This is a genomic window from Rhizobium cauense (assembly GCF_019511525.1).
GTDB classification, from domain to species: domain Bacteria; phylum Pseudomonadota; class Alphaproteobacteria; order Rhizobiales; family Rhizobiaceae; genus Rhizobium; species Rhizobium cauense.
The window spans coordinates 92,278-113,089 of record NZ_JAEUAT010000005.1 but is presented as its reverse complement, the minus strand read 5'-3'; the positions used below and the strand labels follow the sequence as shown (position 1 = coordinate 113,089).

19 protein-coding genes are annotated in these 20,812 nt (G+C 59.5%); 14 read left to right on the top strand and 5 right to left on the bottom strand.

All coding sequences use genetic code 11. The annotated features are described in order from the left end of the window. From JNB88_RS11170 to JNB88_RS11160, 3 genes are all read right to left on the bottom strand, one after another. Positions 1-1,608 carry a carboxyl transferase domain-containing protein gene (locus JNB88_RS11170; protein ID WP_220355530.1) on the bottom strand — a complete coding sequence of 536 codons (1,608 nt, stop codon included), beginning with the start codon at positions 1,606-1,608 and terminating at the stop codon, positions 1-3. Between the two features lie 35 nt (positions 1,609-1,643). After that, positions 1,644-2,807, bottom strand: a complete 1,164-nt coding sequence (locus JNB88_RS11165; protein ID WP_220355529.1) for an isovaleryl-CoA dehydrogenase — start codon at positions 2,805-2,807, stop codon at positions 1,644-1,646. Positions 2,808-3,252: 445 nt separating this feature from the next. Then, entirely contained in the window at positions 3,253-3,567 is a 315-nt protein-coding gene (locus tag JNB88_RS11160) for a DUF6074 family protein (RefSeq protein WP_037131700.1), read from the bottom strand. A gap of 225 nt (positions 3,568-3,792) precedes the next feature. On the opposite strand from JNB88_RS11160, the gene JNB88_RS11155 reads away from it, so the two are divergent. The 11 genes from JNB88_RS11155 to JNB88_RS11105 all read left to right on the top strand — a co-directional run bounded on the left by JNB88_RS11155 (position 3,793) and on the right by JNB88_RS11105 (position 15,061). After that, positions 3,793-4,437 (top strand): lysophospholipid acyltransferase family protein, encoded by a 645-nt coding sequence (locus JNB88_RS11155; RefSeq protein WP_220355787.1) that lies wholly within the window; start codon positions 3,793-3,795, stop codon positions 4,435-4,437. Next, a complete protein-coding gene (locus JNB88_RS11150; RefSeq protein WP_037131695.1) occupies positions 4,434-5,384 on the top strand; it encodes a phosphatidate cytidylyltransferase in 951 nt (316 codons plus the stop codon). Before JNB88_RS11155 ends, JNB88_RS11150 begins: the two co-directional genes overlap by 4 nt. Further along, complete coding sequence (locus JNB88_RS11145) at positions 5,381-5,773, top strand: hypothetical protein (RefSeq protein WP_220355528.1); 393 nt, start codon at positions 5,381-5,383, stop codon at positions 5,771-5,773. Before JNB88_RS11150 ends, JNB88_RS11145 begins: the two co-directional genes overlap by 4 nt. Next, entirely contained in the window at positions 5,770-6,423 is a 654-nt protein-coding gene (locus tag JNB88_RS11140) for a CDP-alcohol phosphatidyltransferase family protein (protein ID WP_220355527.1), read from the top strand. Before JNB88_RS11145 ends, JNB88_RS11140 begins: the two co-directional genes overlap by 4 nt. A 436-nt stretch (positions 6,424-6,859) precedes the next feature. Beyond that, entirely contained in the window at positions 6,860-6,949 is a 90-nt protein-coding gene (locus JNB88_RS11135; protein WP_016556800.1) for a K(+)-transporting ATPase subunit F, read from the top strand. 59 nt (positions 6,950-7,008) lie between these two features. After that, on the top strand, positions 7,009-8,712 hold the full coding sequence (gene kdpA / locus JNB88_RS11130) for a potassium-transporting ATPase subunit KdpA (RefSeq protein WP_220355526.1): 1,704 nt from the start codon (positions 7,009-7,011) through the stop codon (positions 8,710-8,712). 9 nt (positions 8,713-8,721) lie between these two features. Beyond that, positions 8,722-8,877, top strand: coding sequence for a hypothetical protein (locus JNB88_RS11125; protein ID WP_197066629.1), 156 nt, complete (start codon positions 8,722-8,724; stop codon positions 8,875-8,877). A 42-nt stretch (positions 8,878-8,919) separates the two neighbouring features. Beyond that, on the top strand, positions 8,920-11,007 hold the full coding sequence (gene kdpB / locus JNB88_RS11120) for a potassium-transporting ATPase subunit KdpB (protein ID WP_220355525.1): 2,088 nt from the start codon (positions 8,920-8,922) through the stop codon (positions 11,005-11,007). Between the two features lie 12 nt (positions 11,008-11,019). Then, positions 11,020-11,589: a potassium-transporting ATPase subunit KdpC gene (gene kdpC / locus JNB88_RS11115; protein ID WP_220355524.1), complete on the top strand. Its 570-nt coding sequence runs from the start codon at positions 11,020-11,022 to the stop codon at positions 11,587-11,589. A gap of 62 nt (positions 11,590-11,651) precedes the next feature. Next, positions 11,652-14,360 carry a sensor histidine kinase gene (locus tag JNB88_RS11110; protein WP_220355523.1) on the top strand — a complete coding sequence of 903 codons (2,709 nt, stop codon included), beginning with the start codon at positions 11,652-11,654 and terminating at the stop codon, positions 14,358-14,360. Then, positions 14,357-15,061, top strand: a complete 705-nt coding sequence (locus JNB88_RS11105; RefSeq protein WP_037131684.1) for a response regulator transcription factor — start codon at positions 14,357-14,359, stop codon at positions 15,059-15,061. Before JNB88_RS11110 ends, JNB88_RS11105 begins: the two co-directional genes overlap by 4 nt. A gap of 5 nt (positions 15,062-15,066) precedes the next feature. Here JNB88_RS11105 and JNB88_RS11100 read toward each other — a convergent pair whose 3' ends face one another. Beyond that, complete coding sequence (locus JNB88_RS11100) at positions 15,067-15,849, bottom strand: class I SAM-dependent methyltransferase (protein ID WP_220355522.1); 783 nt, start codon at positions 15,847-15,849, stop codon at positions 15,067-15,069. A 334-nt stretch (positions 15,850-16,183) separates the two neighbouring features. Between JNB88_RS11100 and galE the strand changes: the two genes are divergently transcribed. Further along, positions 16,184-17,167: a UDP-glucose 4-epimerase GalE gene (gene galE, locus JNB88_RS11095; protein ID WP_220355521.1), complete on the top strand. Its 984-nt coding sequence runs from the start codon at positions 16,184-16,186 to the stop codon at positions 17,165-17,167. Positions 17,168-17,293: 126 nt separating this feature from the next. Here the strand turns inward: galE and JNB88_RS11090 are convergent, their stop codons facing one another. Continuing rightward, a complete protein-coding gene (locus tag JNB88_RS11090; RefSeq protein WP_220355520.1) occupies positions 17,294-17,803 on the bottom strand; it encodes a DUF1993 domain-containing protein in 510 nt (169 codons plus the stop codon). A gap of 263 nt (positions 17,804-18,066) precedes the next feature. Here JNB88_RS11090 and JNB88_RS11085 point away from each other — a divergent pair, with 263 nt between their 5' ends. Both JNB88_RS11085 and JNB88_RS11080 read left to right on the top strand, forming a co-directional pair. Then, positions 18,067-19,125 (top strand): dipeptidase, encoded by a 1,059-nt coding sequence (locus JNB88_RS11085; protein ID WP_220355519.1) that lies wholly within the window; start codon positions 18,067-18,069, stop codon positions 19,123-19,125. A 40-nt stretch (positions 19,126-19,165) separates the two neighbouring features. Continuing rightward, on the top strand, positions 19,166-20,809 hold the full coding sequence (locus JNB88_RS11080; RefSeq protein WP_220355518.1) for an ABC transporter substrate-binding protein: 1,644 nt from the start codon (positions 19,166-19,168) through the stop codon (positions 20,807-20,809). The last annotated feature ends 3 nt before the right edge of the window (positions 20,810-20,812 follow it).

Here is a 20,812-nt window from a genome sequence, read left to right as displayed (position 1 = left end):
TCACATCCGGAAAAGGCCGAAACGCGTGTCTTCGATCGGTGCATTCAGTGCCGCAGACAGCGACAGACCGAGCACATCGCGGCTCTTGGAAGGATCGATCACCCCATCATCCCACAGCCGCGCCGACGCATAAAGCGGATGGCTCTGCCGGTCGAAGAGATCGAGCACCGGCTGCTTGAAATCAGCCTCCTCTTCCGGTGTCCAGGGCGTGCCGGCCCGGGAAAGCGCCTCACCCCGCACAGTTGCAAGCACACCGGCCGCCTGCTCACCGCCCATGACCGAGATGCGGCTGTTTGGCCAGGTCCAGAGAAAGCGCGGTGAAAAGGCACGGCCTGCCATGCCGTAATTTCCCGCACCGAAGGAACCGCCAACTAGCATCGTCACCTTCGGCACCGCTGTTGTCGCAACCGCTGTGACGAGCTTCGCACCATTTTTCGCAATGCCCTCGGTTTCGTATTTGCGACCGACCATGAAGCCGGTGATGTTCTGCAGGAAAACAAGCGGTATCCTGCGCTGCGAGCAGAGCTCCACAAAATGGGCTCCCTTCAGAGCCGATTCCGAAAAGAGCACACCGTTGTTGGCGACAATGCCCACGGGGATACCATGGACATGGGCGAAGCCGCAGACCAACGTCGTCCCATAGCGTGCCTTGAATTCATCGAAACGTGACCCGTCGACCATACGCGCAATGACTTCGCGCACGTCGTAGGGCACGCGCAGGTCGGCCGGGACGATGCCGGCGATTTCCGCTGGATCGAACAAAGGTGCTTCGACCGGTTGGCGCTCGACGACACCAGGCTTGGACCGATTGAGGTTGGCGACGGCACGCCTTGCCAGGGCGAGCGCGTGCCCATCGTCGCGAGCGAGATGGTCGGCAACACCAGAGAGCCTCGTGTGAACGTCGCCGCCGCCGAGATCTTCCGCGGAAACGACTTCGCCGGTGGCAGCCTTCACCAACGGAGGGCCGGCAAGAAAGATCGTCCCTTGTCCCTCGACGATGATCGCCTCGTCGGACATGGCAGGCACATAGGCACCGCCCGCCGTACAAGAGCCCATGACAACGGCAATCTGCGGAATTCCCGCTGCCGACATGTTGGCTTGATTATAAAATATCCGGCCGAAATGATCCCTATCCGGGAATACCTCGTCCTGGTTCGGCAAGTTCGCGCCACCGGAATCCACGAGGTAGATGCAAGGCAGATTGTTCTGCGCCGCAACCTCCTGCGCACGCAAATGCTTCTTCACTGTCATGGGGAAATAGGTGCCGCCTTTGACGGTGGCATCGTTGCAGACCACCATGCAATCGCGTCCCGAAACACGGCCGATGCCGGTAATCAGGCCAGCGCCGGGCGCCTCGTTGCCATACATGCCGTGAGCTGCGGTCAATCCGATCTCGAGGAACGGTGTCGCCGGATCGAGCAGTCCGGCGATCCGATCCCGCGGCAGCATCTTGCCACGCGCGACGTGGCGTTCGCGAGCTGTAGCTCCACCACCGTTCGCGGCACTCGCGGCCGCTTCCTCGATGACCCGGATCGCCTCGGCCATCGCTGCGCGATTTGTCCTGAAACTCTCCGAGTTCGTCGAAATCTGCGACTTCAAAACCGTCATTGGTCACCAGAATGGTTGTCGGATGAACGTTCGGATCAGGCCGTTTCCGTAAAGAGTTCCCGGCCGATCAGCATGCGTCTGATTTCAGAGGTCCCGGCACCGATCTCGTAGAGCTTCGCGTCGCGCAGCAGCCTGCCGGCAGGATAGTCATTCGTATAGCCGTTGCCACCGAGTGCCTGGATCGTCTCGAGAGCCAGAAGCGTCGCCTTCTCGGCGGCATAAAGGATGCAGCCAGCGGCATCCTTGCGCGTTGTCTCGCCGCGATCGCAGGCGGCCGCCACCGCATAGACATAAGCGCGCGCCGTGTTCATGGTCACGTACATGTCGGCGAGCTTGCCCTGCATCAGCTGGAATTCGCCGATCGCCTGGCCGAATTGCTTTCTCTCGTGAAGATAGGGCACGACGACGTCCATGCAGGCCGCCATGATGCCGATAGGTCCGGCTGAAAGGACGACGCGCTCATAGTCGAGCCCCGACATCAGAACGCGCGCACCACCACCGACCGTGCCAAGGACATTGGTTTCCGGAACTTCACAGTCCTCGAAGATCAATTCACAGGTGTTGGAACCGCGCATGCCCAGCTTGTCGAGCTTCGGGCCTGTTGAAAAACCCTTGAAGGCCTTCTCGACGAGGAACGCCGTGATGCCCCGCGGCCCCGTGTCAGGATCTGTCTTCGCGTAGACCACGAGCACCTCGGCATCCGGGCCGTTGGTGATCCACATCTTGTTACCGTTGAGAACGTAGCGGTCGCCTCGCTTCTCCGCCCGAAGCTTCATCGAAACGACGTCGGATCCGGCGCCCGGCTCCGACATGGCAAGTGCGCCGACATGCTCGCCAGAAATAAGCCCAGGCAAATATCGAGACTTCTGCGCTTCCGATCCATTGCGGCTGATCTGATTGACACACAGGTTCGAATGCGCGCCATAGCTGAGCCCAACGGAAGCCGATGCGCGGCTGATCTCCTCCATAGCGACGCAATGCGCCAGGTATCCCAGGCCGGCACCGCCATAGGCCTCCTCGGCCGTGATCCCAAGCAGCCCGATGTCGCCCATCTCGCGCCAAAGCGGCGTTGGAAAGCTGTTGTTGCTGTCCGTCTCTGCTGCAAGCGGTGCGATGCGCTCAATGGCGAAACGTCGAACGCTGTCGCGGAGCGCCTCGATCTCGTCCGCCAAACCAAATCTCAAACCACCGGAATACATGCCTTCCCTCCCAAGTCCGGCGCGCGGCTACCGCAGCGTCCGGCATGCGTGCGTTATTCTCCCGCTTCACGCGCGTATCTTGTCGGCAGCTCCTCAACTGCCGGTCGGCTCGATAAATTTCGTTGAAGAACGCGAAAATGGCAAGCATTTCCGGCAGTCCAGACGTTTCTGATCGCCAGTTTGCACCGGTGGATGTTCGACAGATGTTGCGTCGGCATCTGCCTTCCTCCCGAGATAGGCGACGACTTCGATACGCACGGGATCTTTGGGCATCCGCGTGAGAACAACACGATGCTAGCACTGGGCGCGCGGAATTTCTGAACCAAGAAGGTTCGCCTCGCGCAAAGTATGGAAAGAATTCGTCGCCTTGGCGACAAGTTCAACCACGCAGGCCGCCCGACAAAATCGACAACCCGAATGGCGAGAAGAACCAATCGCTATGTGATTAGCGCTTTATTGCACGACCACTGCGGCTTTCGGCGATTGCACGCACTTGATGGCGGCGAACCAGCTCGGCTTGTACCTCGGCCTGAAATGTCATGACCTGGTTGCGAACCTCATCTTCGGAGCAGCCGAGCGACGTCAGCTCGTTGGCCAGCCGGCGGCATTCCGTCTTCCAGAAGGAGACAGCATCCTCGCCATGACGGCGATCCAGTTCGGCCGCGCACCGCTCAATGTCACCGGCGCGCGAAGCGACCGGGAAAAGCACGATCTCGCTTGTCGTCATTGCTTGCAGAGTTTTGTTTGACTGTACTGGCATCGACTCATTCCGTTGCGTCCGACTCATTCCTAACCGACCATGGTTAACGCTTTCCTTTCCGCCCTAAACAAACGTGCCGGTTCGATCCCTTCCGAGTCTCGCCGATCCCGTCGGAGCGTGGAATTTTGAACGCGCCCCTCCGCCACAAGCAGGACTTCCGAACGATCAAAAATGCCGCTACGCTTCTCCAAGCTGCTTGTTGATGCAGCGAGGGGGCTGAAACCAGTGAGAAGTGTGATCGCGAAGCCTGTTGCGGCGGCCATCGTGGTGTTCGCACGTGCGATTACGGCAGTGCGCGCCATCTGGCCTAGCAATGGCATTCCCGATGGGCAGTGTATCTATTTCGCCAACCACTCCAGTCATGGCGATTTCATCCTGGTATGGGCCGTCTTGCCGCCGAGCTTGCGGCGCCGAACACGGCCTGTCGCCGGCGCGGAATATTGGCTGAAATCATCGATCAACCGCTTCATCGGCCGTGACGTGTTCGATGCTGTCCTTATCGAGCGAGACCGCGACAAGCGTACCCGTGATCCGATTGAGGTTATGGCTGATGTAATCGATTCCGGTGCATCGCTGATCCTCTTTCCCGAAGGCACGCGCAACCAGACCGACGCACAGCTCCTGCCGTTCAAAAGCGGACTTTTCCACCTGGCCTCGACCCGACCGGGCATTCAGCTCGTACCCGTCTGGATCAACAATCTCAATCGCGTCATGCCAAAGGGCGAGATCGTCCCCATCCCCCTTATCTGTACTGTGACTTTTGGCAACGCCATGCGAATCGAAGCCGGCGAGAGCAAGGAAACCTTCCTTGACAGGGCACGCACGGCCCTGCTCGATCTGTCACCAAAGCACTCAGGCGATAAAGAATGAACGCAGCCAACTCCGATCTGTGGACGCTTGTCCTTGGCATCTTCACGCTCCTCGTCGTTTCCTCGAGCATCGGCTACGCGCTACAGCGCCGCGTGCCAGCCGGTCAGTCGAATACCGCAATCGAAAATCTGAACGCGCGCATCAAGGCCTGGTGGATCATGGCCATTTTGATCGGCCTCGCCTTTCTTGCGGGTCGGATCGGCGTGCTGCTGCTATTTGGCTTCTGCTCTTTCGCGGCATTGCGCGAGTTCATCACACTCACCGACACCAAACGTGCCGATCATTGGGCCCTCGCAGCCGCCTTCTTCGTCGTCCTGCCGCTGCAGTACTGGCTGCTGTGGGAGAGACAATATGGCATCTTTTCGATCTTCATTCCGGTCTACGCGTTCCTGTTGATGCCGATCATCTCGGTACTACGCGGCGATACGGAGCGTTTCTTGATACGTATTGCCGAAGTGCAATGGGCGCTGATGATCTGTGTCTTCTGCGCCTCCCACGTTCCGGCGTTGCTGACGCTGACGATCCCGGGCTACGAAGGCCGCAACGTTCTTCTGATCGCCTTTCTGGTGATCATCGTGCAGCTCAGCGATGTCCTTCAATATGTCTGGGGCAAGCTGTTTGGCCGAACGAAGATCGCACCAAGCCTGTCCCCGTCAAAGACTGTGGAGGGCTTTGTCGGCGGCGTAGCCAGCGCCACATTGATCGGCGCCGCCTTGTGGTGGATTACACCCTTCACCCCGTTTCAAGCCGGGGTCATGGCCTTCGTTATCACGATGATGGGCTTTTTCGGCGGTCTCGTCATGTCTGCAATCAAGCGGGATCGCGGCGTCAAGGATTGGGGCAATCTGATCGAAGGCCATGGCGGATTGATTGACCGGCTCGATTCCGTGGTCTTTTCCGCACCGATCTTCTTCCACATTGTCCGCTACTGGTGGTCGACCACATGATGGTGCAGACGCGTCGTCTGGTTCAGAGCAGTGTGACGCATGTGCTGTTCGCGTTTTTCGCCATGGGCGGCTGGGCGGTCCTTGCCAACGTCAACCATCCGCTACAGCGCGCCCTGCTGGCCGGCGTTGTGCAGGGCGGGCTCTCGGCCTGCCTCACCTTCTTCCTAAAGACGGTGATCGAGCGCCTATCCAAGCAGTTTAAGGGGGCCGCCGGCCTTTGGGCGCCACCATTGATCGCATGCCTTGCTTCCACTGCGATGCTGATCTCGATCCACGCATTGAGCGGCACGCCTGAGATTTTGAGGACGGTCGCGATACCACTAGCCGTCTCGACGAGCTACGCGGCGATCTACAACTACTTTCTCTATCGAAAGAGGATCGGGGCATGACAGAAACTGGCGATCGGCGACCATTGGCAAGCAGGGAGACGCAGTGGGCAAAGCGTGTTGCACAATGGCTGGCCATGAGATCGATCACACCCAACCAGATATCTCAGGCGAGCATGATCGCCGCGGCCCTGGCAGGGGGCGCGTTTTTCCTCGCGGGACAGAACACAGCGTGGACCAGAGCACTCTTCCTGATCCTCGCGGCGGCCTTCTGCCAATTGCGGCTGCTGTGCAATCTTTTTGATGGCATGGTTGCCGTCGAAGGTGGAAAAGGTGCTGCCGACGGACCGTTCTGGAACGAATTCCCCGACCGCATCGCGGATATCCTGATCCTGGCCGGCGTGGGGTGGGGCATTGGCTCACCCGGGCTCGGTTGGGCAGCGGCATCTTTTGCCGTGTTGACCGCCTATGTTCGCGAGCTTGGTCGGGCGTCGGGAACGCCAAGCGACTTCTCGGGTCCGATGGCAAAGCAGCACCGCATGGCGACAATCACAGCCGCGGCAGTTCTGTGCGTCCTTGAGCCCCTCTGGAGCGGACATAATCAGGTCCTGCGCGCGGCCCTTTGGTTGATCGCCATAGGCGCCGCTTTTACGGCCCTGCGACGAGGCCGGAATATCGTTCGAAGCCTGAAAGTCGGCCGCACGGGCAGCTGACGCGCTTCGTTCAATCCGCGCAAGGCGTACCGAAATGGCCGAAAGTGCGCTTTGCAGCCGGGCTAACGAGCAATAGAACAACCGCGCCGCTTCTTCTTTTCCCCGAAGCGGCCTAGGACTAGCCTCGCTTCGGCGAGGCATTTTTCTTTTATCGGCATTTATAAGATTCTTATATCTGCGGCGCAGTGCCACTCTCGAATGCTTATGCGGTTAGGCCTCATATTAAGGCCCGAGAGATCCAAGGATCATCTCCACGCCAGAAAGCATGAAAGGTGCCATCCGGTGGGTGGCGCCCTTTGTCTTGTCTGACTCCAAAAGAACAACAGGAGTCAAGATCGATGATGGACATAGTTCTACTCGCGACAGCAATCATATTTTTCGTTCTGTGCTTTGCCTACACCAAAGCCTGTGACCGGCTTTGACCGGAGGAAACGCCATGACCCTCGACTATATTCTCAGCGGTGCCGTCACCGTGTTTCTCACGGTTTACCTCACCTACGCTCTCATTCGCCCCGAACGTTTCTAACCGCGCGTCCCTCCCAGTCGCGACAGGCGGAACCAATCGGGTATTGAAAGTTACCTCCCATGACCCTCAACGGATGGCTTCAGATTCTGCTCTACTGCGGAATCATCATCGTGCTCGTCAAACCGCTCGGCGGTTACATGACTCGCGTCTTCAACGGCGAGCGCACTTTTCTCTCACCAGTCCTCGTTCCGATTGAACGGGGGCTTTACGCGCTTGCCGGCACCAGTGAACGCGAAGAGCAGCATTGGACCTCGTACGCGTTTGCGATGCTGATGTTCAACCTGCTCGGCGTACTTGTACTCTATGCCCTGCTGCGCTTGCAGGCTGTCCTGCCCTATAATCCGGCCGGGATGGCTGCCGTTGGCCCTGAGCTTTCCTTCAACACCGCCACGAGCTTCGTCAGCAATACCAACTGGCAGAACTACGGCGGCGAAAGCACGATGTCCTATCTCACGCAGATGGCAGGGCTGACGGTGCAGAACTTCGTATCTGCGGCCACCGGTATGGCAATCGCCATCGGCCTGATCCGTGCATTTTCGCGCGCATCCGGCAAGGCGATCGGCAATTTCTGGGTCGATATGATCCGCAGCACGCTTTATGTACTGCTTCCGCTCTGCATCGTACTGACGCTGGTCTACGTCTACTTGGGCGTACCGCAGACGCTCGGCCCTTATGTCGACGCGACCACACTCGAAGGCGCCAAGCAGACAATCGCTCTCGGCCCTGTTGCCTCGCAGCTTGCTATCAAGATGCTCGGCACCAACGGCGGCGGCTTCTTTAACGTCAACTCGGCTCATCCGTTCGAGAATCCAGACGCGATCTCGAACCTCATTCAGATGCTGTCGATTTTCGCAATCGGCGCTGCACTGACAAACGTCTTCGGTCGCATGGTCGGAAACCAGCGCCAGGGTTGGGCGATCCTCGCCACCATGGGCATTCTGTTCATTGCGGGCGTGGCTGTCACCTATTGGGCTGAAGCCGCCGGCAATCCGATAATGCATGCTTTTGGCCTGCAGGGTGGCAACATGGAAGGCAAGGAAGTGCGCTTCGGCGTCGCCATGTCCTCGCTCTTTGCGGTCATAACGACGGCTGCATCATGCGGTGCGGTCAACGCGATGCACGGCAGCTTCACGGCGCTCGGCGGCCTGATCCCCCTGATCAACATGCAGCTTGGCGAAGTTATCGTCGGCGGCGTTGGCGCAGGCTTCTACGGCATCCTGCTCTTCGTCATCATCGCGATCTTCGTCGCTGGCCTGATGGTCGGGCGTACGCCGGAATATCTTGGCAAGAAGATCGAAGCCAAGGAGATGAAGATGGCAGTGCTTGCTATTCTTTGCCTGCCGCTTGCGATGCTGGTCTTCACCGCAATTGCCAGTGTTCTGCCGTCCGCTGTTGCCTCGATCGGCACCGCCGGTCCGCACGGCTTCTCGGAAATCTTGTACGCCTACACCTCGGCTGCCGCGAACAACGGCTCGGCCTTCGGTGGCCTGACCGGCAACACACCCTGGTACAACATCACGCTCGGTCTCGGCATGCTGATGGGGCGCTTCCTGGTCATCGTCCCGGCACTCGCGATCGCGGGATCGCTCGTTGCCAAGAAGACGGTTCCAGCTTCGGCCGGCACCTTCCCGACGGATGGCCTGCTCTTCGTTGGCCTGCTCACCGGCACGATCCTCATTGTAGGCGGCCTGACCTTCTTCCCCGCCCTGGCGCTTGGCCCGGTCGTCGAACACCTGGTTATGATCGCCGGCCAAACCTTCTGAGGTGAAGCAATGATCCTTCGTCACAGGCTTCGCAAATCCTTCAACACACGTCCCGGTTCGCCGGGACGTGACAGCCAGCGGATGACCCGCGCCTCCGACATCATCCTCGTGATGCTCGCTGGCCTCCTCGTCATCGTCGCAGCACTTCGGATCCTACATGGCTGATCGAACACCGATCGCCTTACTCTTTTCAAGCTGGAGTCTCTTATGAGCCAGGCAAAATCAGCGAGCATCATGGATTCTCGCATCCTCATTCCGGCCGTGGGCGCGGCCTTCAAGAAATTGAATCCGCGCACCCTTGCCAAAAACCCGGTCATGTTCGTCGTGGCCACCGTTTCGGCGTTGACCACCGTCCTTTTCATCCGCGACCTCGTCAGCGGTGGCGAAAATCTCGGCTTCTCCTTCCAGATCAATCTCTGGCTCTGGTTCACCGTGCTTTTCGCCAACTTCGCCGAAGCTGTTGCCGAAGGTCGTGGCAAGGCACAGGCAGACTCGCTGCGCAAGGCCCGCACGGAAACCCAGGCAAAGCTGCTGACGGCCAACAACGGCTCCGGCTACCGCCTGGTTCCAGGCACAAGCCTTAAGGTCGGCGATCTCGTCCTCGTCGAGGCCGGCGATATCATTCCATCGGATGGTGAAGTGGTCGAAGGCGTAGCCTCGGTCAACGAGGCCGCAATCACCGGCGAATCTGCCCCCGTCATTCGCGAATCCGGCGGCGACCGGTCGGCTGTGACGGGCGGTACGCAGGTCCTCTCCGACTGGATTCGCGTCCGCATCAGCGCTGCCGCAGGTCACACCTTCCTTGACCGCATGATCTCGCTCGTCGAAGGTGCGGAGCGGCAGAAGACTCCGAACGAGATTGCTCTCAACATCCTGCTCGCAGGCATGACGCTGATCTTCGTTCTGGCCACCGCAACGATTCCGAGCTTTGCAAGCTATGCCGGTGGCTCGATCCCGATCATCATCCTGGTCGCTCTGTTTGTGACGCTGATCCCGACCACCATCGGCGCGCTTCTCTCGGCAATCGGTATCGCCGGCATGGACCGTCTCGTGCGCTTCAACGTGCTTGCGATGTCCGGCCGTGCTGTCGAAGCGGCTGGTGACGTCGATACGCTGTTGCTCGACAAGACGGGAACGATCACCCTCGGCAACCGTCAGGCGACGACGTTTCGCCCGGTCCGCGGCGTTACCGAACAGGACCTTGCAGATGCAGCCCAGCTTGCTTCTCTCGCCGACGAAACACCTGAAGGCCGTTCGATCGTCGTGCTTGCGAAGGAAAAGTACGGTATCCGTAGCCGCGATATGGCGAGCCTGAAGGCTACCTTCGTGCCATTTACCGCCCAGACGCGCATGAGTGGTGTCGATGTCGAAGGCTCGTCGATCCGCAAGGGCGCCGTCGATGCCGTACTCGCCTATGTCGGCGCCACGCCCGCGTCGGTCGCCGGCAATACGGCCGTTGCCATCCGCAGCAACACCGATGTCGTGCGGGAACTGCAGGCAATCGCTGATGAAATCGCCAAGGCAGGCGGCACGCCGCTGGCCGTTGCCCGCGACGGGCGCCTTCTCGGCATCGTTCAGCTGAAGGATATCGTCAAAGGCGGCATCCGCGAGCGCTTCGCAGAACTGCGTCGGATGGGCATTCGCACGGTCATGATAACGGGCGACAACCCGATGACAGCCGCCGCCATCGCCGCCGAAGCCGGCGTTGATGACTTCCTCGCGCAGGCCACGCCTGAGAACAAGCTCTCCCTGATCCGCGAAGAGCAGGCCAAGGGCAAGCTGGTTGCCATGTGCGGCGACGGCACCAACGATGCGCCCGCCCTCGCCCAGGCTGACGTCGGCGTTGCCATGAACACCGGCACCGTCGCCGCCCGCGAGGCCGGCAACATGGTTGACCTCGACAGCGATCCGACGAAGCTCATCGAAATCGTCGAGATCGGCAAGCAGCTGCTGATGACACGTGGTGCGCTGACGACCTTCTCGATCGCCAACGACATCGCCAAGTACTTCGCCATCATCCCGGCAATGTTCCTGGCCTTCTACCCGCAGCTTGGTGTGCTGAACATCATGGGCCTTGCGACTCCGCAAAGCGCCATCCTTTCGGCCATCATCTTCAACGCGCTGATCATCGTCGCGCTGATCCCGCTGTCGCTGAAGGGCGTGAAATACCGTGCGATCGGCGCCGGCGCGCTGCTTTCCCGCAACCTGCTCATCTACGGTGTCGGCGGCATCATCGTCCCGTTCATCGGCATCAAGGCGATCGACATGGTCATTACGGCCATGGGTCTCGCCTAAGGAGTTGACATCATGTTGAAAGAACTTCGTCCGGCAATCGTCATGATCGTTGCCACCACCGCCATCACTGGCCTGCTTTACCCGCTCGCAATGACGGGCGCTGCGCAGGCGCTCTTCCCGACACAGTCAAATGGCAGCCTGATCGAAAAGGACGGCACAGTCATCGGCTCTACGCTGATCGGCCAGGCGTTCACGAGCGACAAGTACTTCCACGGTCGTCCATCGGCCGCGGGCGATGGATACAACGCTGCGTCGTCTTCCGGCTCGAACCTCGGCCCGACAAGCCAGAAACTGATTGATCGCGTGAAGGCAGACTACGAGGCGGCCAAGGCCACCAATCCAAACGTGGAGGTTCCGATCGATCTCGTGACGGCCTCCGGCAGCGGCCTTGATCCGCACATCTCGCCCGAAGCGGCCTACTTTCAGATACCGCGCGTTGCGAAAGCGCGCGGCATGGATGAAGCCAAGCTGAAGGCTATTGTCGACGCCGCCGTCAATCGCCCCGAGCTCGGCATCCTCGGCGAAGCCACGGTCAACGTCCTGGCATTGAACCAGTCCCTTGATGCCTCTATGTCTCAGTAAGATTGTAAGCCCCGGGCGCCTGTGTGCGACCGGGGCTTGCTTGTGAAGGAAAGATGAACCGCATGCCGGAAGACAACCGCGACAAGGTTGGCAGACCCTCACCTGATGCACTGCTTGAGAAGGCTCGGCAGGAGACGCGTGGTCGTCTGAAGATCTTCCTCGGCGCGGCCCCGGGCGTAGGCAAGACCTACGAGATGCTGGAGTCCGGCCGCGCCAAGATCTCTGATGGGGTCGACGTGGTGATCGGCATTGTCGAGACTCATGGGCGCAAGGAGACACAAGCGCTCGTCGACGGATTTGAAGTCATCCCCCGTGTCAAGATCGACTACAAGGGCCGGCCTCTCGAAGAGATGGACATCGACGCCATTCTTGCGCGCCGGCCAAGCCTCGTGCTCGTCGATGAACTGGCCCATACGAATGCCGAAGGCAGCCGCCATCCGAAGCGATACCTTGATGTAAAGGAACTGCTTGAGCGCGGCATCGACGTCTACTCGACGCTGAACATCCAGCATGTCGAAAGCCTGAACGATGTTGTCTCGCAGATCACGCGTATTCGCGTGCGAGAAACGGTACCGGACTCCATCATCGATATGGCTGATGATGTCGAGATCATCGATCTCACGCCCGATGATCTGATCAAACGACTTCACGACGGAAAGGTCTACGTTCCAAAGACCGCCGAACGCGCCCTGACCAATTACTTCACCCCCGGAAACCTGAGCGCGCTTCGCGAACTCGCCTTGCGCAAAACGGCGCAGCGTGTCGACGACCAGCTTCTGACTCACATGCAAGCGCATGCCATCGCCGGCCCGTGGGCAGCTGGCGAAAGAGTTCTGGTGTCAGTCGACCATCATCCGCGCTCGACTTCGCTGGTACGCTACGCCTCGCGGATGGCATCGCGACTGCGTGCTCCCTGGGCGGCCGTCTATGTCGAAACCAATCGGTCCATCGGTCTGACGGAAGCTGACCGCGACGCCATTGCAGCCACGCTTCGCCTTGCCGAACAACTCGGTGGTGAGGCAATCACAATTCCCGGCCGCGAGGTCTCCGAGGAGCTCGTTCGGCACGCGGCAGCGAACAACGTCACACACATCGTCATCGGCGCCCCTGGTCAGCCGACGTGGCGTGACTGGTTTCACCGCTCCATAGCCGACGATATGATCCGAAAGTCGGGCAATATCAGCGTCCACGTGATATCCGGTAGCGAGAAGGATGGAACATCCGCACGTGGCGTGAAAACCGCCCCTTCTGCACCCGCCATCAATATTCAGGCATACCTCGCTGCCACGGCCTATGTTTTACTGGCGCTTGTCGTGGGCGTGGTGCTCGATCAGGTTCTCGATGTCCGCAACCTTGCCCTCGTCTTCCTGATGGCAGTGCTGACCTCTGCTGTTATCCACGGGCTTCGCCCCGCTCTCTACACCTGTATCCTCAGCGCACTGTCGTTCAACTTCTTCTTTCTGCCGCCCCGCTACACGCTGACGATCAGCGATCCGGAAAGTGTGCTTGCGCTTTTCTTTTTCCTGGGCGTCGCCGTCATCGCGAGCAATCTGACCGCCACGGTCCAGCGCCAGGCCGCAGCCGCCCGACAACGCGCAAGGACGACCGAGGACCTCTATCTGTTCTCCAAGAAACTGGCCGGCACTGGCACGCTTGATGATGTTCTGTGGGCGACCGCTTTCCAACTAGCCTCAATGCTCAAGGTGCGCGTTGTTCTGCTTCTGCCCGAAGAAGGCACCATAGCCGTCAAAGCTGGCTATCCGCCGGATGACACGCTTGATGAGGCAGACATTGCCGCAGCGCGCTGGGCATGGGAGCATAACCATGCCGCTGGCCGCGGGGCCGATACCCTGCCCGGCGCCAAGCGTCTCTACGTGCCGCTGCGAACCGGTCGCGCGGCCGTGGGCGTCATCGGTTTGGACAATGACAGGCGCGACGGACCGCTTCTCACACCAGAGCAGCAACGTCTTCTCGATGCGCTGGCGGATCAGGCGGCGCTTGCGATCGAACGTATTCAACTTGTGGCGGACGTCGACCGGGCTAAACTTGCGGCCGAAGCCGATCGTTTGCGCTCGGCCCTTCTCACGTCGATCTCGCATGACCTGAAGACGCCGTTGGCTGCCATTCTCGGTGCAGCGGGTACGCTGCGTGACTACCTCGATTCCATGTCGGAGGAAGATCGCGTCGATCTGCTGTCTACCGTTGTCGACGAATCGGAACGGCTCCACCGCTTTATCGCCAACCTGCTCGATATGACGAAAATCGAGTCCGGCGCGATGGAACCCAACTATGCGCTGCATTACCCAGGTGACATAGCTGGAAGCGCGCTACGGCGTGCCGAGAAGATTCTCGCGCACCACAAGACGATCATGACGATCCCTTCCGACCTGCCAATGGTTCGCATCGACCCGGTGTTGTTCGAACAGGTGCTTTTCAATTTGCTCGACAACGCAGCCAAGTACGCGCCGCAAGGGTCTGCAATCCGGATCGACGGATGGGCCGACGAATACAATGTGATGATTCAGGTTTCAGACGAGGGGCCAGGAATTCCGCCGGCTGACCTCGATCGAGTCTTCGATACGTTCTACCGCGTACGCAAGAGCGACCAGGTTCGGGCGGGTACCGGTCTTGGCTTGTCAATTTGCCGAGGTTTTGTCGAGGCGATGGGCGGCACGATCACTGCCGGAAATCGCACCGATCGTTCTGGCGCTGTCTTCACCATTCGTCTTCCGAAACCAAATGAGATCCCGAAATTGGATGAGCTCAAATGACCGGTTCAACCGTGAAAATTCTCGTCGTGGACGACGAGCCCCCGATCCGCAAGCTGCTTCGCGTAGGTCTGACCGCGCAAGGCTACGAGGTACACGAGGCGGCCAATGGCGCCGCAGCCTTGCAGTCGGCAAAAGATGAACCACCAGACCTGATCGTGCTGGATCTCGGCCTGCCCGACAAATCGGGTCATGAACTGCTGCGTGAATGGAGGGATGGCGGCCTCGCTTTGCCTATCGTGATCCTATCCAGCCGCACGGACGAAGCCGGCATCGTGAACGCTCTCGAGGCGGGAGCCGACGACTATCTGACAAAGCCCTTCGGCATGAACGAGCTCGGCGCACGGCTGCGCGTCGCCCTGCGTCACCGGCTGCAACAGCAGGGCGAACGGGCAATTTTTCAGGCTGGCGGATTGTCCATCGATCTGGTCAAGCGAATTGTCAAAATCGACGGCAGAGAAATCAAGCTCTCGCCGAAGGAGTACGACATTCTGAGGGTGCTGGCTCAACATGCGGGGAAGGTCCTCACCCATCAATTCCTGCTGAAGCAGATCTGGGGACCCGCCGCCGATGTGCAATACTTGCGCGTCTATGTTCGCCAGTTGCGTCAGAAGATCGAGCAGAGCCCGGATCAGCCGCAATATATCACGACGGAAACTGGTGTTGGATACAGGCTGAAGGAGGCAGATCCGCCAGCGGCGTAAGCTTACTATCGGTACGCACGCTCGGAAAGTGCACGCATACCCAGTCCGACCATCACTTCGTAGGCGATGCGGCGGCGCATCGGGTTATGCAACCTGATCGCCGTAGAGCCAAGAAACTCCGTGTCGAGTTGATCGAATGGCTTCAACTCGTGCGAAGTCGCAATCGCACGCGAATAGAACTCCTGGAACGTTTTGTGGCAGATGTAGGTCTTGTACTTGGTTAGGCAGAAGACCGAAAAGCGGCCTGCCTCCCTGCGCAGAAAATCAACCACGCCCGCCGTGACCTCCGGCCAAGCAGGATTGAATGTGTCGTCGAAAACGATCACTCCATGCTCCGCAAGCGTCGCTGCCGCGAGACGGCTGTCAGCCTCGACATGGTGGAGCATATGCCCCCCATCGATGCTGAAGAAACGCACCGGTCCAGCCTTCTCGGTAATTTCCTCTGGCTTTAGCAGCGTGCTGTCGCTCCTGATGACCCGCTGCTCATCGACAAAAAGACCGAGCTGGCGGCCAGCCGCCACAAAGCGGTCATATTGCGTCGTCTCTTGACCCGTTCTCTTTATATCAAACGGATCAATAGCCACGATCTTGGCGACATCGCCGCAAATCTTTCGCAACAAGAAGTAAGATCGGCCGTAGTAAACGCCAATTTCGGCGAGACCGCCCTCCAGCGCGGACGATTTCTGCGCTCGCAAAGCGGCAAGGAATACCAGCGCATCAGGCGGATCAATGTATCCCTCGATTGCCTGAAGATCATGAAATATGAACTTTCGGATAGACGGGTTCATCGAGACCGGTTTCCAGATCGATAGACAACATTTCCACCAAGAACATCATCCTCAACGAGGATCAAACGAATATAACTTCCATTTAAAAGACAAAGTACAAAAATTATACGCCATCTGAAATTGCAGGAATCCGAAAATCGATTCTGAGTCTTTATTTGGCTGAGGGACGTTCAAGGACAGTTGATCCAGCTGAAAAACTCATATCGATCAATTTGCTAATGTCGTCGTCGACAAAATGGGAGCGACATCTCTCCCGCACTCGTTTCTTTCTTTTTCTCGCCATCGACCTGCCTTAAGTCTTCTGCCTATCCGTAACGAAAATTGAAGGTGGTGCATGGCAGGTGAAACGGTTCTGGTCGTGGGCGGCGCTGGTTATATCGGCTCGCACACATGTCTCGATCTCGCAAACAAGGGCTTTAAGCCCGTCGTTTTTGACAATTTCTCCAACGGTCATCGCGAATTCGTAAAGTGGGGACCCGCGGAAGAGGGGGATATCCGGGACAGGGCTCGTCTGGACGAAGTCTTGGCCAAGCACCAACCGGCCGCCATCCTGCATTTTGCCGCCCTTATCGAGGTCGGAGAATCGGTAAAGGATCCGGTTGCCTTCTATGAAAACAACGTCATCGGTACGCTGACACTGTTGGCTGCCGCCCAGGCGGCCGGCGTCAAGGCATTCGTCTTTTCATCGACCTGCGCGACATACGGCTTGCCGCAAAGCGTGCCGCTCGATGAGACGCACCGGCAGGTGCCCATCAACCCGTACGGCCGCACCAAATACATCGTCGAGCAGGCGCTTGCCGACTACGACAGGTATACGGGCTTCCGATCGGTGGTACTGCGCTACTTCAACGCCGCTGGCGCTGATTTCGAAGGCAGGATCGGCGAGTGGCACCAGCCGGAGACGCACGCCATACCACTGGCGATCGACGCTGCACTTGGTCGCCGTGAAGGCTTCAAGGTCTTCGGCACCGACTATGAGACGCGTGATGGCACCTGTGTCCGCGACTATATCCACGTGCTCGATCTCGCCGACGCGCATGTCCGCGCTGTCGAGCATCTGCTACGCGGCGGGGACTCCGTTGCTCTCAACCTCGGCACTGGCACTGGAACGACGGTGAAAGAACTGCTCGGTGCGATCGAGCGCGTGTCGGAGCGGCCGTTTCCGGTGGAATATGTCGGCCGCCGTGAAGGCGACTCTCACACGCTGGTCGCCAACAACGACAAGGCGCGGGAAATTCTCGGCTGGACGCCGCAGTACGATTTGTCTGAGATCATCCGGTCCGCCTGGAACTGGCACGCAAAATCAAACCAGCACTGACGTGCAGATATCCGGTCGCCCGCGGTGCTCCCGTCGGCGACCGGATATACCAGCTCGAGGACTGACTCGATGCCGGCGCAGCACGCTGCACCTGCGCGAACGACCCTTTGAGCCGGCTCGACAAGATCAGGCGAGGCGGCCGAGATAATCCATCTTGCCGACAGGAACACCTTGGTTGCGCAGGATCGCGTGCGCCGTGGCAACGTGGAAGAAGAAATTCGGCAGTGCGAAAGTCATGAGATACTCATCGCCTCGAAACGTAATCTTGTTGCCGCCTGGCGAAAGAGTGATCTCCCGGGTTTCCGTTCCTTCGAGAGATGCGGGCGCGACGGCAGCGAGATAGGCTTCCGTCTTCGCGATTCGCTCGCGCAACTCGGCGATCGTCGTCTCGTTGTCCTCAAATTTCGGTGCATCGGCACCGGTCAAGCGCGCAATCACAAATTTGGCGGTGTCCGTCGCGCGCTGATACTGTCCGGAGAGCGGCAGCATGTCCGAAGACAGGCGCGCCGCAACAAGATCAGTTCCGTCGATGCCCCTCTCCTGCGTGAAGCTCTCGACCCTGTCGAGATAAGTCCTCAACGTCTCAAGGCCGCGCTGGAAGACAGGAACCGTGGAGCGATAGATCGAGATGGGCATGGGGTTTCTCCATAAGGAACAGCAACGTTGGTGGCGGTTTAGATAGGTTCAGGGACCGCTCTTTTCAGCATCGGAGACAGAACCTCCGCGCACTTTTTCAAGCCGCAGTGCCCCTGCCGGAACGTGAGCTCCGGCAGCCGTTTTCTGTTTCCGCCAATCATCGATGCTGAACCTCAAAATTTCTGAAAAAAGGGGTAGCGTATTCCGCCAGCTTTTCTATTCTGCGCTCTTCATTTCGCCCGCTCGGGCACACAGGAACGCAGATGCAATTCGTATTCGACGGCCATAACGACGTTCTTCTCCGGCTTTGGACACATGAACGGGATGGAGGCGATCCGGTCGCCGAATTTTCAAACGGAACAGAACTAGGCCACATCGATGCTCCGCGTGCCAAGGCCGGCGGACTCGTCGGTGGTCTTTGTGCTATCTACGTGCCCTCCGGTGATCTCGTTTTCGCGGATCCCGACAAGAACGGCCACTACGTCACCCCGCTCGCTGCCCCGCTGGAACCGTTGCCCTCGCTCAGAATCGCAACGGAAATGGCCGCTATTGCCCTTCGCCTGGACAAGGCGGGCGCCTGGCGGCTTTGCCGCACGCTGAAAGACATTCGCCAAGCGATGGCAGACGGTGTTTTCGCAGCGGTGATGCATATGGAAGGGTGTGAAGCGATCGGTCAGGATCTGGCTGCGCTTGAGGTATTCTACGCGGCCGGCCTGCGATCTCTGGGGCCGGTTTGGAGCCGCCACAATATCTTCGGCCACGGCGTGCCCTTCGCTTTCCCGATGTCACCGGACACCGCTCCGGGCCTGACCGACGCCGGGTTTGCCCTCGTGCGCGAATGCAACAGGCTCGGTATTCTGATTGACCTTGCCCATATCACCGAAAAGGGCTTCTGGGATATCGCAAAGACAACCGAGCAGCCGCTCGTAGCAAGCCACTCCAACGCTCATGCGCTGACGCCGGTCGCGCGCAACCTTACCGACAAGCAGCTCGACGCGATCAGGGAGAGCCGTGGCCTTGTCGGCGTGAACTATGCGACGGCGATGCTGCGCAGCGATGGCCGCTCCGACGGCGATACCCCGCTGCGCGACATGCTGCGCCATATCGACTATCTGGTCGAGCGTGTCGGCATTGACTGTGTGGCGCTCGGCTCGGACTTTGACGGCGCAACCATACCCGACGAAATAGGGGATGCCGCTGGCAACCAGAACCTAATTGCCGCGCTTCAGCGCGCTGGCTATGGTGCAGGAGATCTCGAAAAATTGGCCAGAGGGAACTGGCTGAGAATTTTGGCTTCGGCGTGGGGAGAAGAGGCCGCCTAAGCTGTTACCTATTGAAATGGCAAAACAAGGGAACAAAGCCATGATAATCAGCAAATTTAACCGCACTTTCCGCCTGCTTTCGGCAGGCGCCGCTCTGTCGATCATGATGGCCGCCGCACCGGCCGCCTTCGCGGAAACGCCGAAGGACACGCTGGTGCAGGCCTGGCACATCGACGACATCATCTCGCTCGATCCGGGTGAAGCTTTCGAGCTTTCGACCGGCGAAATCACCGGCAACACCTACGACATGCTGGTTCGCCTCGACGCCAACGACACCACCAAGGTCATCGGCGGTATCGCCGACAGCTGGACCGTCTCCGACGACGGCCTGACCTATACCTTCAAGCTGAAGCCCGACCTGAAATTCGCCTCGGGCAACCCGATCACCGCCGAGGACGTCGCATGGTCCTTCGAGCGCGCCGTCAAGCTCAACAAGAGCCCGGCCTTCATTCTGCAGCAGTTCGGTCTGACCGGCGACAACGTCGCCGAAAAGGCCAAGGCGGCGGACGCCGGCACCTTCGTCTTTGTCGTCGACAAGGGCTACGCGCCGAGCTTCGTGCTGAACTGCCTGACCGCCACCGTCGCGGCCGTGGTTGACAGCAAGCTCGTCAAGGAACATGTCGCCGCCGTCACGCCGAGTGACGACTACAAGTTCGACAACGATTTCGGCAACGGCTGGCTGAAGACCAACTATGCCGGTTCCGGCCCATACAAAACCCGCGAGTGGAAGGCCAACGAAGCCGTCGTTATCGAGCGCAACGACAACTATTACGGCGCCAAGGGCAACCTCGCCCGCGTCGTCTACCGCCACGTCAAGGAAAGCTCGACGCAGCGCCTGATGCTGGAAAAGGGTGACATCGACGTCGCGCGCAACCTGCAGCCGGGCGACCTCGACGCCGTCGGCCAGAACGCCGACCTCGCCGTGACCAGCACGCCGAAGAGCACGGTCTACTACTTCAGCCAGAACATGAAGAACGAGAACCTGGCGAAGCCGGAAGTCCGCGAAGCGCTCAAGTACCTGATCGACTACGACGCGCTCGGCAGCACGCTTCTGAACGGCATCGGCGTCATCCACCAGAACTTCCTGCCGAAGGGCATGCTTGGCGCCGTCGACGAAAAGCCTTACAAGTTCGACGTCGCCAAGGCGAAGGAACTGCTGGCCAAGGCCGGCCTGGCCGACGGCTTCAATATCACGCTGGACGTCACCAGCACGCAGCCGACGCTCGGTGTCGCCGAAGCGCTCCAGCAGACCCTGGCGCAAGCCAACATCAAGGTGGAAATCGTTTCGGAAGACTTCAAGCAGCTTCTGACCCGCTATCGCGCCCGCCAGCACGACATGGCGATCCTGCAGTGGGGCGTCGACTACTGGGATCCGAACTCGAATTCCGAGACATTCGCGACCAACCCGGACAACTCCGACAACGCAACCAGCAAGCCGCTCGCCTGGCGCAATGCCTGGGACGTTCCGGCGGCTATCCAGGAAGCTTCGAAGGCCGCGCTTCTCGAGCGTGACGCCGACAAGCGCGCCCAGATGTACGCGGAAGTCCAGAAGAATGTCCGCGAGCAGGGTCCGTTCGTGTTCCTGTGGCAGCAGACGGAAGTCGCCGGCCTGCGCAAGAACGTCCAGGGCTTCAAGCTGGGTCCGACCTTCGACACCAACTTCATCGCGCCGATCAGCAAGTAAGGC